The 13,854-nt window shown below is 59.9% G+C and carries 14 protein-coding genes and 1 other RNA gene; 11 read left to right on the top strand and 4 right to left on the bottom strand.

Going from position 1 to position 13,854, the window contains the following annotated elements; translation table 11 throughout:
- The first annotated feature begins 76 nt into the window (after nucleotides 1–76).
- Nucleotides 77–706 (top strand): stringent starvation protein SspA, encoded by a 630-nt coding sequence (gene sspA / locus GWQ22_RS01250; RefSeq protein ID WP_005314352.1) that lies wholly within the window; start codon nucleotides 77–79, stop codon nucleotides 704–706.
- Nucleotides 703–1,128 carry a ClpXP protease specificity-enhancing factor gene (locus GWQ22_RS01245; protein ID WP_042039067.1) on the top strand — a complete coding sequence of 142 codons (426 nt, stop codon included), beginning with the start codon at nucleotides 703–705 and terminating at the stop codon, nucleotides 1,126–1,128. Before sspA ends, GWQ22_RS01245 begins: the two co-directional genes overlap by 4 nt.
- Nucleotides 1,129–1,176: 48 nt before the next feature.
- On the opposite strand, the gene dolP is transcribed toward GWQ22_RS01245, so the two are convergent.
- The 4 genes from dolP to GWQ22_RS01225 are packed head-to-tail and all read right to left on the bottom strand — an operon-like array spanning nucleotide 1,177 to nucleotide 4,460.
- Nucleotides 1,177–1,755 carry a division/outer membrane stress-associated lipid-binding lipoprotein gene (gene dolP, locus GWQ22_RS01240; protein ID WP_042039066.1) on the bottom strand — a complete coding sequence of 193 codons (579 nt, stop codon included), beginning with the start codon at nucleotides 1,753–1,755 and terminating at the stop codon, nucleotides 1,177–1,179.
- A 4-nt stretch (nucleotides 1,756–1,759) separates the two neighbouring features.
- Entirely contained in the window at nucleotides 1,760–2,350 is a 591-nt protein-coding gene (locus GWQ22_RS01235) for an SIS domain-containing protein (RefSeq protein ID WP_005305871.1), read from the bottom strand.
- 9 nt (nucleotides 2,351–2,359) lie between these two features.
- Entirely contained in the window at nucleotides 2,360–2,731 is a 372-nt protein-coding gene (locus tag GWQ22_RS01230; RefSeq protein WP_345893610.1) for a YraN family protein, read from the bottom strand.
- A complete protein-coding gene (locus tag GWQ22_RS01225) occupies nucleotides 2,673–4,460 on the bottom strand; it encodes a penicillin-binding protein activator (RefSeq protein ID WP_275929247.1) in 1,788 nt (595 codons plus the stop codon). Before GWQ22_RS01225 ends, GWQ22_RS01230 begins: the two co-directional genes overlap by 59 nt.
- Before the next feature lie 199 nt (nucleotides 4,461–4,659).
- Between GWQ22_RS01225 and rsmI the strand changes: the two genes are divergently transcribed.
- From rsmI to mraY, 9 genes are all read left to right on the top strand, one after another.
- Nucleotides 4,660–5,493, top strand: coding sequence for a 16S rRNA (cytidine(1402)-2'-O)-methyltransferase (rsmI, locus tag GWQ22_RS01220; protein WP_275929246.1), 834 nt, complete (start codon nucleotides 4,660–4,662; stop codon nucleotides 5,491–5,493).
- Nucleotides 5,494–5,554: 61 nt separating this feature from the next.
- An RNA gene (gene rnpB, locus GWQ22_RS01215) (RNase P RNA component class A) lies at nucleotides 5,555–5,940 on the top strand.
- 447 nt (nucleotides 5,941–6,387) lie between these two features.
- Nucleotides 6,388–6,846 (top strand): division/cell wall cluster transcriptional repressor MraZ, encoded by a 459-nt coding sequence (mraZ, locus tag GWQ22_RS01210; protein ID WP_042039062.1) that lies wholly within the window; start codon nucleotides 6,388–6,390, stop codon nucleotides 6,844–6,846.
- The gene (rsmH, locus tag GWQ22_RS01205; protein ID WP_042039060.1) at nucleotides 6,847–7,785 is read left to right on the top strand and encodes a 16S rRNA (cytosine(1402)-N(4))-methyltransferase RsmH; all 939 of its coding nucleotides are present in this window, start codon (nucleotides 6,847–6,849) and stop codon (nucleotides 7,783–7,785) included. It abuts the gene before it with no gap.
- Between the two features lie 3 nt (nucleotides 7,786–7,788).
- Nucleotides 7,789–8,103 carry a cell division protein FtsL gene (ftsL, locus tag GWQ22_RS01200; RefSeq protein ID WP_042039059.1) on the top strand — a complete coding sequence of 105 codons (315 nt, stop codon included), beginning with the start codon at nucleotides 7,789–7,791 and terminating at the stop codon, nucleotides 8,101–8,103.
- The gene (locus GWQ22_RS01195; protein WP_042039057.1) at nucleotides 8,100–9,851 is read left to right on the top strand and encodes a penicillin-binding transpeptidase domain-containing protein; all 1,752 of its coding nucleotides are present in this window, start codon (nucleotides 8,100–8,102) and stop codon (nucleotides 9,849–9,851) included. Before ftsL ends, GWQ22_RS01195 begins: the two co-directional genes overlap by 4 nt.
- Nucleotides 9,852–9,940: 89 nt before the next feature.
- On the top strand, nucleotides 9,941–11,425 hold the full coding sequence (murE, locus tag GWQ22_RS01190) for a UDP-N-acetylmuramoyl-L-alanyl-D-glutamate--2,6-diaminopimelate ligase (protein WP_275929245.1): 1,485 nt from the start codon (nucleotides 9,941–9,943) through the stop codon (nucleotides 11,423–11,425).
- Complete coding sequence (murF, locus tag GWQ22_RS01185) at nucleotides 11,422–12,777, top strand: UDP-N-acetylmuramoyl-tripeptide--D-alanyl-D-alanine ligase (RefSeq protein ID WP_275929244.1); 1,356 nt, start codon at nucleotides 11,422–11,424, stop codon at nucleotides 12,775–12,777. The genes murE and murF overlap by 4 nt, the downstream gene beginning before the upstream one ends.
- A complete protein-coding gene (mraY, locus tag GWQ22_RS01180) occupies nucleotides 12,771–13,853 on the top strand; it encodes a phospho-N-acetylmuramoyl-pentapeptide-transferase (RefSeq protein ID WP_042039051.1) in 1,083 nt (360 codons plus the stop codon). Before murF ends, mraY begins: the two co-directional genes overlap by 7 nt.
- The last annotated feature ends 1 nt before the right edge of the window (nucleotide 13,854 follow it).

The raw sequence follows: 13,854 nt of genomic DNA, 5'->3' as shown, positions 1-13,854 counted from the left end.
CGGGTAATATAATGCACGGCAATGAAGACCAAGATGCTTCATTGCCGTTTCTGCTTTTTAATGACGGGAGGGTTCAATGGCTGTAGCTGCCAATAAGCGTTCGGTAATGACGCTGTTTTCCGGTGCCAACGATATGTTCAGCCATCAGGTGCGCATTGTCCTGGCGGAGAAGGGTGTTAGCGTAGATATTTGCCAGGTTGACCCAAGCAACCTGCCGGATGAGCTGGCCGAGCTGAACCCGTACAACACAGTACCGACTCTGGTCGATCGTGAGCTGGCACTGTACACCTCACGCATCATCATGGAGTATCTGGACGAGCGCTTCCCGCACCCGCCCCTGATGCCCGTTTACCCGGTAGCCCGTGGTAACAGCCGTTTGATGATGCATCGCATCGAGCTGGACTGGTACTCCCTGGCTGACAAGATCATGGCGGGTACTGACGTGGATGCGGCACGCGCCGAGCTGCGAGACAACCTGCTGGCCATTGCGCCCATCTTCGGTGAAATGCCCTATTTCATGAGCGAAGAGTTCGGTCTGGTCGACTGCTATATGGCCCCGCTGCTGTGGCGTCTGCCGAGTCTCGGCATTGACTTCGCCGGCCGTGGAGCCAAGGAGCTGAAGGCCTACATGGTTCGTCTGTTCGAGCGTGAATCCTTCCAGGCTTCCCTGACTGAAGCCGAGCGCGAGATCCGTGCTGGCGTATGAGCATGGAACCGACAATGACACCCAGTCGCCCGTATCTGTTACGGGCGTTCTTTGACTGGTTACTGGATAACGAGCTGACCCCGCATCTGGTGGTCAACGTCAATATCCCTCATGTGATGGTGCCGATGCAGTTTGTCCAGGATGGACAAATTGTGTTGAACATAGCGCCGCGTGCGGTGGGGCAGTTCCACATGGACAATGAAGCCATCAGCTTCAGCGCCCGTTTCGGTGGTGTCTCCCAGCAGGTTTATATCCCGATGGCGGCCGTGCTGGCCATTCATGCCCGGGAAAATGGCGTGGGTACCCTGTTCCCGCCCGAGCCGGGTTACGACCTTTGGCTGGAGCAGGCCGAAGCACCGGCGGAGCCTGAGCCGGAACCACCGCGTCCGACTGGTCGTCCGACGCTGAAAGTCATCAAATAAAAACGCAGCCAGTTGGCTGCGTTTTTTTTATAGCGGTTTGCTCGTCGCTCAGTTCTGGGCGAACTCGAAAGCCTTGATAACGCGCTTCACGCCGCTGACGTGGCGGGCTATCTCAACGGCTCGATCCCCTTCCTGACGAGTGACCAGGCCAATCAGGAACACCTCGCCATTCTCGGTGACCACCTTGACCTTGGCGCTGTCGAAGTTCTTGGCTCCCAGCATGTCTGCACGGACTTTGGAGGTGATCCAGGAGTCATTGCTGCGAACCCCTATGCTGACCGGCTGGCCGAGGCGCAGTTCGTTGTAGACGTGGCGTACCCCGTCGATACGGGCCACTATCTTGCCTGCTTCGAGTTTGTAAGCGTCAGAGGGTGTCTGACCGACCAGCAGCACACGGCCGTTGTTGCTGTAGACGCTGATCTTGCTGGCCGCGCTCAGCGGCTTGTTGTCGGCCAGCAGGTTGGCCGCTTTCAGCTCTATGGCCTGATCGCTCCACTGGGCCCCCAGGGTGCGGCGATCGCCGGAAGCCTTGGCAGTACCGGCGGCACCGCCCACCACCACGGCCGCGCAGCCTTGCAGCAGAAGGGTGCCGGCCAGCAGGCCGAGCAGGAGAGTTTGCTTCTTCATGGTTTCAATCTTCCTGTTGCGGGAAAAGAGTCTGGTCGATGAGGTCACACAGGCAGTGCAGGGTCAACAGGTTTACTTCCAGAATGCGGGGGCGACGGGCGGATGGCACCCGGATCTCCACATCGTTGGGGCCGAGCAAGCCGGCGATCTCGCCGCCGTCACCGCCACCCAGCACGACTATCGTCATGTCGCGGGAGAGCGCGGCTTCGGCTGCCTTGATAAGGCTGCGGCTGTTGCCCGTGGTGGTGATGACCACCAGGATGTCGCCGGGTTGACCCAGAGCCCGGATCTGCTTGGCATAGACTTCCTCGAAGCCATGGTCGGTGGCGATGGCGCTGATGGTGGCCATGTCGGGGGTCAGTGCCATGCCGGGCAGGGAGGGGCGCTCTGTCTCGTAGCAGTTGACCAACTCCGAGATGAACAGCTGGGCCAGCGCCGCAGAAGGACCATTACCGCACGCCATCACCTTGTGGCCATTGAGCAGACAGATGGTCAGCATCTGGGCCGCAGTATGGATAGCGTCCGGCAGCGCCTCGGCGGCGGCAATCTTGGTCTGGATGCTTTCGGTGTAGTTCTCTTTGATGCGGTCAGTCATAGGGTCCTCTTAAAATGCGTTCTGGATCCAGTCTGGCTGGTCTCCCTCGAACGCAATCACATCGAATCGGCAGGCCTGGCTGGCCTCGTTGATGGCATGTTGCTTGAAATAGTGGCGCGCTGCCAGCACGATCTTGTGCTGCTTGCGCCGGGTGACTGAGCTGGCTGCTCCGCCATGGCTGGTGTTGGCGCGGTAGCGGACCTCAACAAACACCAGGGTTTCCCCCTGGCGCATGATGAGATCGATTTCGCCCCCCCGACAGCGGTAGTTGCGGGTCACCGGTTGCAGACCTCGGGCCTGCAACCAGCGTTCCGCTACCTGCTCAAAGTGCGGTCCCTTGCTCGTCGGTGACGGGAACAGGTTCTGCCACTGCTGGTTCATCCGTGCCAATAGACCCTTCATCGGAGGCTCCCTCTAGCTGGGGCATGGCACTGTCACTGACCAGCTTGCCGTTCTGGTAGGTGGCCCAGTCCAGTACCCGCACTATGTTGCCACTGGCGTCCACGCTCAGCTGGCCGCTCATGCCAGGCTGCTGCATGGCATTGACCTTGCGCATCTGCTGCAGGTTTTCCGCCAGGCTGACGGCATCGTAACCGAGCGCGAACAGGCGTAGCAGGTCACCCTGGGTCTGTGGCCAGAGCAGGGCAATTTGCTCCCGTTGCTTCTCGTAGCCACCCAGCAGCAGTGGCATGTCGGAGATATGCATGCTATTGAGCTCGGAGGCAACCTCTGTGGTGGCGCTGTCGTAGCCACGTGAGCTGCTGTAGATGGGCAGACTGCCCATGGGATTGACCGAGATGTCCACATAGGGCTTGATCATCCGGGTCTCCAGGCTGTTAGCGACCACATAGACCACATCTATGCTGCGCGGCGCTGCGGCTGAGAGTTGCACCACTTCCCCGGCCCGGGCGGTCGAGCGGCCGCTCAGGGCATTTTTGACCATCCCCTGCACCTCGTTGCGGGCACCGAAGGTGGCCACGACCGGCGGGTCCTGGCTCACGGCGGCCCACGCCTGCTCAAACGCTTTGATGCTGCTGTAGCCGATCCGCCCCTGGGCGGCGATCAGCAACGGCTTGCGATAACCCTGACCGTAGAGATATTGCGCGGCCTGGGCCGCATCGGCGGCAGCCGAGAGGGAAAAGTAGAAGGTGTTGTCGTTGACGATCGGCTGGTCCAGCTCGTTGAGCGCCAGCACGGGGACGGTCGGATTGGACTTGAGCAGCTCCTCGACCCTGTCCTTGAGCAGCGGGCCTATGATCATGTCGGCCCCTTCCTGAATGGCCTGCTTGTAGAGCTCGCCCATCGTCTTGGACTGGGTGTCGTAGAAGTTCAGGGTGAATTGGCCCTGATTTTCCTTGTAAGACATCAACATGCCGTTGCGAATGGCGGCGCCTTGAGGCTCCAGGTTACCGGAGAGCGGCAGGAACACGGCGATCTGTTGCAGTGTATTGAGGTTGCTGGTTGCCAGATCACCCAGACCCGCCGGCATGTCTTTCTGGGCCGGGTGGTGCGGGAAGGCTTGCTTCCAGCCCGCCAGCTGGCGGGCCATCTGATTGGGCTGGGCACCGAACTCGTTCACCAGTGCTGCCAGTCGCAGCCAGCCAGTGGTCACATCGGGGGCGGGGGCTTCTTCCAGCGCCTGCAGGGTGGACGGGGTCATGCTTTTCAGTAGTGACCAGATCTGCTGATGGTTGGTCGCCAGCTCATTCTGGGCCAGATAGGGCTCCAGCAGGATCAGCGATTTGGCGGCTCCAAACTTGTTGTTGATGTCCAGTTGCAGTACTACCCGCTGGCGATACCAATTCTTCTGGGTATCGGCATCCAGCGCCACCTCCGGCTTGCCCTCCAGCAGGATCAGCGCCTGGTTGGCGTTGCCCTGGGCGAGTAACAGATGTGCCTGCAACAGTTGCAACTGCGCATTCTGCTCCGCGCTCTGGGCCTGCTTCTGCAGTTGCTGGTACAGGGCTGAGGCAGGTTTGGCCTGGCCGAGTGCCAGATAGCTGCGCGCCGCCATCACCTGCCAGGTGAAGGCGTCGGCCGGTTTGGCTTGGTCCACCTGCTCCAGATACCACTGGGCATTCTTGGTCAGATTGGAGAACGCAGACGGCATGCCTGGTTGCACGGAAGGTTGGTTGGGCTCCGACGCACAGGCGGCGAGCAGTACTGCCGCGAGTAGGATGCCGAAGAGTCGTGATACACTTAGCTGCTTTGTAACCCGGTTCAAGTTCATTCCCCGACCAGTGTTGAAGTTCTCCATAGTGTAAACGGGCCAATATGGCGACACAATTGTCGGGACACTCGGAGATCCCATGAGTGACATCCCAACCCTGTATATAGTCCCCACTCCGATCGGTAATCTGGCGGACATCACCCAGCGTGCATTGGACATTTTACGCAGTGTCGATCTGGTGGCTGCCGAGGATACGCGTCATACCGGTATCCTGCTCAGCCATTACCAAATCTCGGTGCCGACCTTCGCGCTGCACGATCACAACGAGCAGCAGAAAGCCGATGTGCTGATCGGCAGGATCAAGGAGGGCAAGAATGTCGCCCTGGTCTCGGATGCGGGCACCCCGCTCATCAGCGACCCCGGTTACCACTTGGTCACCCGCTGTCGTGAGGCCGGGGTCAAGGTGGTGCCGCTGCCCGGTCCCTGTGCCGCCATCACGGCGTTGAGCGCCGCTGGCCTGCCGACCGACCGCTTCGCCTTCGAAGGGTTCTTGCCCGCTAAGACCAAGGGGCGTGATGATCGGTTACAGGCGGTAATCGAAGACACCCGTTCGCTGGTGTTCTATGAATCCCCGCGCCGGGTGCAAGATACGGTGGAAGCGATTGCTCGCATTCTGGGGGAGCGTCAGGTGGTGGTATGCCGCGAGCTGACCAAGACCTTTGAGTCCATCCATGGTCTGCCGGCCTCCGAGATGCTGATTTGGCTCGGCCAGGACGATAACCGCTGCCGTGGCGAGATCGTGTTGGTGGTCGCCGGTGCCAGCAAGGTGGATGAAGAGCTGCCCGCCGAGGCTATCCGCACACTGGGGCTGCTGGTCGCCGAACTGCCGCTGAAAAAAGCGGCAGCCCTGACTGCAGAGATCCATGGCGTCAAGAAGAATGCCCTCTACAAATACGGTCTCGATCACTATTAATCCGGGGAAAGGCCAATTGCAGGTTTACCCGGGCCGGCGGACAAGGCTATAATCCGCGCCCGGAGTCGGCTGGGCAATCGCTGCTTCGTCGTTGTGTCCTTCGGGACAGACGGGCGAAGGGGAGGAAAGTCCGGGCTTCATAGGGCAGGGTGCCAGGTAACGCCTGGGGGGCGCGAGCCCACGACCAGTGCAACAGAGAGCAAACCGCCGATGGCCCGCAAGGGATCAGGTAAGGGTGAAAGGGTGCGGTAAGAGCGCACCGCGCGACTGGCAACAGTTCGTGGCACGGTAAACTCCACCCGAAGCAAGACCAAATAGGCCCCTATTGGCGCGGCCCGCGTTGGGGGCGGGTAGGTTGCTTGAGCCAGTGAGCGATTGCTGGCCTAGAGGAATGATTGCTACCGGGGCAACCCGGAACAGAACCCGGCTTACAGGCCGACTCCGACCTCTTCCTGAAGAGCCTTGCGATTTATCGCGAGGCTCTTTTTTATTATCTGGAAAAATATTGTCACCGTTTGGGCTGTGATGTTTTCTGTTGAGTGTTTTTTTTGATATTTTATATTTAAAATCAAATGCTTATTATTTTTTATATATGATTTAGGCGCTGATCGAGTACCAAGAAACGAGGGATGCCTCCAATGTATCTTTTTTGTCCTCTTTGTTTATTTTTTAGTTGATTTCAATTAATCAGATTGCCGTTAACTCAAATAACTCGTGGAAAATCAACTCATTTAATCAGCGCTGCCCAAGCACTGCGTCAATATGTTCCCTATGCCCGATATCCTCGCTTGAAAAGCCCTCAGCACGTCCTTAAACTTCAAGGTGGGGAAAAGTGGATCAAAGTGGTTTTTATCGGGCGATTTGCCCCCTTAACTCATTTTCAGGGACTGCAATTTGTTGCGTGGTGCTCACGCCATCAGCCTGGACAGCAAAGGGCGATTGGCAATTCCGACCAAGTACCGTGATTGGCTGCGCGACGAAAGCGAGGGCCAGCTGGTCTGCACCATAGATATTGCTCATCCCTGCTTGCTGCTTTACCCCCTGAACGAATGGGAAGAGATAGAGCGCAAGCTCAAGATGCTCTCCAGCATGAACCCCGTAGAGCGCCGCTTGCAGCGGTTGTTGCTCGGCCATGCGACCGAATGCGAGCTGGATGGCAATGGCCGTCTGCTGTTGAGCCAGCCACTGCGTAACCACGCGGGGCTGGACAAGAAGATCATGCTGGTGGGCCAGCTCAACAAGTTTGAGCTGTGGGATGAAGCCCGCTGGCAACAACAGGTCAATGATGACATTCAGGGCCTGCCCGAGGACGACTGGGCAAGCTCGCCACGACTACAGGATTTTTCTTTATAAATGACCCAAGCCGCTGAACACATCACAGTGCTGTTGCACGAAGCCGTTGAAGGGCTGGCCATCAAGCCGGACGGCATCTACGTCGACGGTACTTTTGGCCGGGGTGGTCACTCTCGTCTCATTCTCCAGCACCTGGGCCCGAACGGCCGGCTGATCGCCATTGACCGGGATCCCCAGGCCATTGCAGAGGCTGCCAAGATCCAGGATCCCCGTTTCGAAATCGTGCACGGCCCCTTCTCCGGCATTACCACCTATCTGGCCGAGCGCGATCTGCTGGGCAAGGTAGACGGCTTTCTGCTGGATTTGGGTGTTTCCTCCCCCCAGCTGGACGATGCCGAGCGTGGTTTCAGTTTCATGAAAGACGGCCCGCTCGACATGCGGATGGACCCCACCTCAGGCCAGAGTGCCGCACAGTGGCTGGCTCGCGCCGATGTGGATGACATTGCCTGGGTATTGAAGACCTTCGGCGAGGAGCGTTTTGCCAAGAAAATAGCCCGCGCCATCGTCCATGATCGGGTCACCGAGCCCTATGTGCGAACCCGCCAGTTGGCGGAGATGATTGCCAGGGTCAATCCGAGCAAGGAGAAGGGCAAACACGCCGCCACCCGCAGCTTCCAGGCCATCCGCATCTATATCAACAGCGAGCTGGACGAGATCGAGACCGCGCTGGACGGTGCCCTGCAGGCGCTCGCTCCCGAGGGGCGTCTTTCCGTCATCAGCTTCCACTCGCTGGAAGACAGGCTGGTGAAGCACTTCATCCGCAAGCACGAGAAAGGCCCCGAGGTGCCGCGCGGCATTCCGTTGACCGAGGCCCAGCTGGCCGGTGGCCGCAAATTGAAGGCGGTCGGCAAGGCGCTCAAACCTTCCGAGCATGAAGTCACCGAAAACAGCCGATCGCGCAGCTCTGTGCTGCGGGTCGCCCAGCGACTGGCGGAGTAAGTCATGAGCGAGGTGCGTGTTCATCTGGCCAGGGAGATCCTCGGCGATCTCTGGCGGCACAAGCTGCAGGTCGTGCTGGCCGTTGCGGTGCTGATCACCGCCTTTGCTGTGATCCTGGTGACCAACATGACCCGTGGCATGACCGCCCAGCAGAATGATCTGATGGCGGAAGAGGATCGGCTCAACATCGAATGGCGTCACCTCCTGCTGGAGCAGGGGACGCTGGCTGAGCACTCTCGCGTAGCGAGCCTGGCCATGGACAAATTGCATATGGCTCGCCCGCTGGTGACCACCGAGAAGGTAATCACACAACCATGAAACGCAAGGCATCTGCCAAGGCCCCACCCAAGACGAAAGCACCGTCACTCTATCCGTGGCGCTTTCGCACGTTGGTGTTCTTCATCGGCATTGCGTTTGCTGGCTTGATCCTGCGGCTGGCCTGGATCCAGGTGATAGACCCGGATCGGCTGCGCCAGGAAGGGGACATGCGCTCATTGCGGACCACCGCCACCCAGGCAGTGCGCGGCATGATCACCGACCGCAACGGCGAACAGCTTGCCGTATCTGTGCCTGTGGAGGCCGTCTGGGCCGACCCCAAGACGGTGCACGAATCCGGCGCTATTCATAACGAGCGCGCCTGGCTGGCGCTTTCCGCTGTGCTCAAGCTCGACATCAATACCCTCAAACACCGCATCTCCAACCCGAGCAAGCGCTTCGTCTACCTGCAGCGGCAAGTGACTCCAGCGGTGGCGGAGTACATCAAGGGCCTCAAGCTGGGTGGCATCTATCTGCGCCCAGAGGCGCGTCGTTTCTATCCCACCGGTGAGATCAGTGCCCATCTGGTGGGGGTGACCAACATAGATGGCAGCGGGATAGAAGGGATAGAGCGCAGCTACAACGAGTGGCTGACCGCGACCCCGGGTGAGATGCGGGTGCGCAAGGACAGGCAGGGCCGGGTCATCGAACGGCTTGGCCTTGTCAAGGAGGGCAAGAACGCGAACGATCTGCAGCTGAGTATCGACCAGCGGGTACAGGCATTGGCCTACCGTGCTCTCAAGCGGGCCACTGACGAGAACAAGGCAACCTCCGGCTCCATGGTGATGCTGGATATCAAGACCGGCGAAGTGCTCGCCATGGTCAACACCCCCTCCTACAACCCGAATAACCGCGGTCAGTACCAGAGTTTCCGGGTACGCAACCGGGTCGTGACCGATACCTATGAGCCGGGTTCGACCATCAAACCCTTGATTTTGTTGAGTGCCCTGCAGGCAGGCGTCACCAGCTGGAAAGACACAATCCCGGGCGGGCCACTGTATATCGGGGCCAAGCAGATTCGTGATGTGAGCATCCACAAGGCGACCAACCTGTACGACATACTGCGCTACTCCTCCAACATTGGCATGTCGCGCATCGCGCTGCGTATGCCGGCGCAGGAGATGATCAATACCCTCAGCATGGTCGGTTTCGGCATGGATACCGGCAGCGGACTGATGGGCGAGAGTAGCGGCATGCTGCCCCAGCGTCGTCGCTGGTCCGATATCGAGCGGGCTACCCTTTCGTTCGGTTACGGCCTGCGGGTCACTCCGTTGCAGCTGGCTTCCGCCTACGCCACCCTGGCCAACAAGGGCAAGCGGGTGCCGCTCTCCATCGTCAAGGTGACCGAGCCGCCCAAGGGTGAGCAGGTCATCGACCACAACAACGCCACCGCCATGTTGCAGGCCCTGGAGTACGTGGTGAGCAATGCCATTCCGAGAGCGCAGATCCCCGGTTACCGGGTCGGTGGCAAGAGTGGTACCGCCAAGGTCGCCGTCGCTGGCGGCTACGGCAAGGATTACATGGCCTGGTTTGCCGGTTTTGCCCCGGCCAGCAACCCCCGTTTCGTCATGGTGGTGGTGATCAACGAGCCCAAGGGCGATGCCTACTACGGTGGTGCCGTTGCGACGCCGCCCTTTGCCGAAGCCATGGGCGGGGTGCTGCAGCTCTTCAATATTCGTCCCGATGCGTTACCGCCTGCAGTACCTGCCAAACTCGCCCGTACGGAGGCCCCCCTTGCACCGCGCACTTGACCTGGCCCTCCATCCCATCTGTTCTGGGGCGTATTCCATGCTGTTTCGCGGTGTGAGCGTCTGCATTCCTGCCCATACGGAGGCTTCCCATGTTGCACCGCGCACTTGATGCATTACTGCGCCCCTTCGGCATCCGTGCCCCGGCGCTTGCCCTGACCGATATCCAGCTGGACAGTCGGCGGGTCGGGCCCGGTTGTCTCTTCGTGGCCATTCGTGGTCATCAGGTGGATGGCAGACGGTTTATCGAACAGGCGGTGGCTCAGGGCGCGACCGCTGTTGTATTTGAGGAGGATGGTGAATTTATCGCACCTCAGCTGGCCGTTCCTTGCATCGGTATTCCCAGTCTGCCAGCCAGACTCTCCGAACTGGCCGGTTACTTCTACCAGCAGCCTGCCAACAGGCTGGAACTGGTCGGCATCACGGGCACCAATGGCAAGAGCACCACGGCGCTGCTGGTTGCCAACTGGCGTACTCTGCTCGGTGGCAAGGCTGGCGTGATGGGCACCATAGGCAATGGCTTGTTTGGCAAGCTGATCGAAGCGGAAAATACCACCGGCAGTGCCGTGCAGGTGCAGGCCAATCTGGCTGAGCTGCAGTTGCAGGGGGCGGATCTGGTGGCGATGGAGGTTTCAAGCCACGGTCTGGTGCAGCATCGTGTGGCGGCTTTGCCTTTCGCGGCGGCCGTGTTCACCAACCTGAGCCGGGATCATCTCGACTATCACGGCACCATGGAAGCGTATGGCGCGGCCAAGGAGCTGTTGCTGCAACGGGTCGATGCACCGAATGCGGTGATCAACCGGGATGATGAGCTGGGCGCCAAGTGGCTCGAAAAATACCCGACTGCAGTAGCTTTCAGTGTTGATGGCCCGATTGAAAATCATGTTGGCCGTCAGTTAACGGCGCAGCAACTCGATTTTCACCAGCAAGGTTTTCGCGCGCAGATTAACTCCAGTTGGGGGAATGGTGTATTATCCGCCCCCTTGCTCGGCCGCTTCAACGTCAGCAATGTGCTGGCGGCAATGGGCGTCATGCTGGTGCTCGGTTACGACTTCAACGAGTTGCTGGCGACCGCCCCCCAATTGCAGCCGGTGACCGGCCGCATGGAGTGTTTCGGTGGCGGCAATGCGCCGCTCGCCGTGGTCGATTACGCCCATACCCCGGATGCGCTGGAGAAGGCATTGCAGGCCCTGCGAGTGCATTGCAAAGGTCAGCTCTGGTGTCTGGTGGGTTGTGGTGGCGACCGGGATCGCGGCAAGCGCCCCATGATGGCGGCCATGGCTGAACGGTATGCGGATCGCGTGATCCTGACCGACGACAATCCCCGTACCGAGGAGCCGGCCCGGATCATGGCCGACATGGTGGCGGGTCTTCGCGATCCTGCTGCGGTGCAGGTGGAGCACGACCGGGCCAAGGCGATTGCGCTGGCCATCGGTCAGGCGAGCAAACAGGACATCATCCTGGTGGCCGGTAAGGGTCATGAGGATTATCAGATCATTGGAACCGACAAGCGGCACTACAGCGACCGGGAAACCGTCGTGGTCGCCTTGCACACATTATTGGAGTCATTCACATGATGACCCTCAGGCTTGCCGAGCTGGCGCAGGTACTCGATGCCCGTCTGATCGGTGGCGACGGCGAGATCACGGCTGTGAGTACCGACACCCGCACCCTGGGAAAGGGCGCCCTGTTTGTTGCGCTGCGCGGTGAGCGTTTCGACGCCCACGATTTTTGCGATCAGGCCGTTGCCGCAGGGGCCTCTGCCCTGCTGGTGGAGCGGGAATTGCCACTGGCCATTCCCCAGCTGGTTGTCAGCGACAGCCTCAAGGGGCTGGGCCGCCTTGGCAAGCTGGTGCGCGAGCGCATCCATCCCAAAGTGCTGGCCATCACCGGCAGCTGCGGCAAGACCACGGTCAAGGAGATGGCTACCGCTATCCTGCGTCACGAAGGCGAGGTGCTGGCCACCGCTGGCAACTTCAACAATGAGGTGGGCGTACCGCTGACACTGCTGCGGCTCGAGCCGCAGCACAAGTTTGCGGTGATGGAGCTGGGCGCCAACCACAAGGGTGAGATTTCCTGGACCACGTCACTGGCCAAACCTGATGCCGCCATCATCAACAACGTGGCGGCCGCTCATCTGGAGGGGTTTGGTTCTCTTGAAGGGATTTTCCACGCCAAGAGCGAAATTTTTGAAGGCCTGAGCGAGGGCGGTAGCGCCATCGTCAACGCTGATAACGAATTTTGGCCGAAGTGGCGGGAACGCGGCATCCATAACGCCTTCTCCATCGAAGACCAGAGCCAGCCATACCACGCTCGAAACGTGGTGCTTAACAATGAAGGCTGCGCCGAATTTGTGCTGGTGACCCCACAGGGCGAGTTGCAACTGACCCTAGCGATCCCCGGTCGCCACAATGTGGCCAATGCGCTGGCTGCCGCTGCGGGCTGTCTGGCCCTCGGTGCATCCCTCGACTCCGTCAAGGCGGGGCTGGAGCAGATGGCGCCGGTCAAGGGGCGTTTCTGCGTTCAGCGCTGGGGCGGTCTGAAACTGGTAGATGATACCTATAACGCCAGCGTGGAATCCGTGCTGGCGGGCATTGATGCCCTGACCGCCATGGGCGGCTTCAAGGTACTGGTGTTTGGTGACATGCGGGAACTGGGTGATGAGTCTGCCGAGCAACATGCCCGGGTGGGCCGTCATGCCCGCGAGTGCGGTCTGGATGCCGTGCTGACAGTAGGAGAACATAGTCGCCATACCGCAGATGCCGCGGTTGGCCGACATTTCGATAACAAGGCGTCGTTGTTTGAAGTGCTTGCGCAAATGATAAATACACATCAAGAAATTTCGATTCTGGTCAAGGGCGCCCGCGGCTCCCGCATGGAAGATATCGTCAAGATGGTCGTTGACCGTCAGGAGTCAGCCACATGCTAGTCTGGCTGGCGGAACTGCTCACCCCGCATTTCACCTTCTTCAACGTCTTCTCCTACCTGACGTTTCGCGCCATCCTGTCGATCATCACCGGCCTGGTGGTGGCGCTCTGGATGGGGCCACACCTCATCCGCCGTCTGCAGATCATGAAGTTCGGCCAGGTGATCCGCAACGACGGTCCCGAGTCCCACCTGAGCAAGAAAGGCACCCCGACCATGGGTGGCCTGATGATCATTGCGGCCATTTTCATCTCTGTGCTGCTCTGGAGCCGTCTCGACAACCCCTATGTCTGGCTGGTGCTGTTCGTGCTCGGTGCCTACGGTGCCATCGGCTTTGCCGACGACTACCTCAAGGTGGTGCGCAAGAATACCGACGGTCTGATCGCCCGCTGGAAGTACTTCTGGCAGTCGGCGGTCGCGCTGGGCGTGGCTGTGTTTCTCTACGCCACGGCCACCCACGATGGTCAGACCCAGCTGGTGGTGCCCTTCCTCAAGGATGTGATGCCGCAGCTCGGTCTGATGTTCATTGTGCTGACCTATTTTGTCATCGTCGGTACCTCCAACGCGGTCAACCTGACCGACGGACTGGACGGCTTGGCCATCATGCCGACCGTGATGGTGGCTGGGGGGTTCGCGCTGATCGCCTGGGCCACCGGCAACGTCAACTTCGCCAACTACTTGCACATTCCCTACGTGCCCTATACCTCCGAGCTGGTGATCGTCTGTACCGCCATTGTCGGGGCGGGTCTGGGCTTCCTCTGGTTCAACACCTACCCGGCCCAGGTCTTCATGGGGGACGTAGGTTCCCTGGCTCTTGGCGGCGCGCTCGGCACCATAGCCGTGCTGGTACGCCAGGAGTTCCTGCTGGTGATCATGGGTGGTGTCTTCGTGATGGAGACTGTCTCCGTGATCCTGCAGGTGGGCTCCTACAAGCTGCGTGGCGTGCGGATCTTCCGCATGGCTCCGATCCATCACCATTATGAGAAGAAGGGCTGGCCGGAGCCGCGCGTCATCGTGCGCTTCTGGATCATCACCCTCATGCTGGTGCTGCTCGGTCTCGCCACCCTGAAGGTGAGGTAAG

It is taken from the genome of Aeromonas sp. 1HA1 (genome assembly GCF_029237385.1).
GTDB classification, from domain to species: domain Bacteria; phylum Pseudomonadota; class Gammaproteobacteria; order Enterobacterales; family Aeromonadaceae; genus Aeromonas; species Aeromonas popoffii.
The sequence above is the reverse complement of the archived record's forward strand: the minus strand, read 5'-3'. Positions and strand labels throughout refer to the sequence as shown.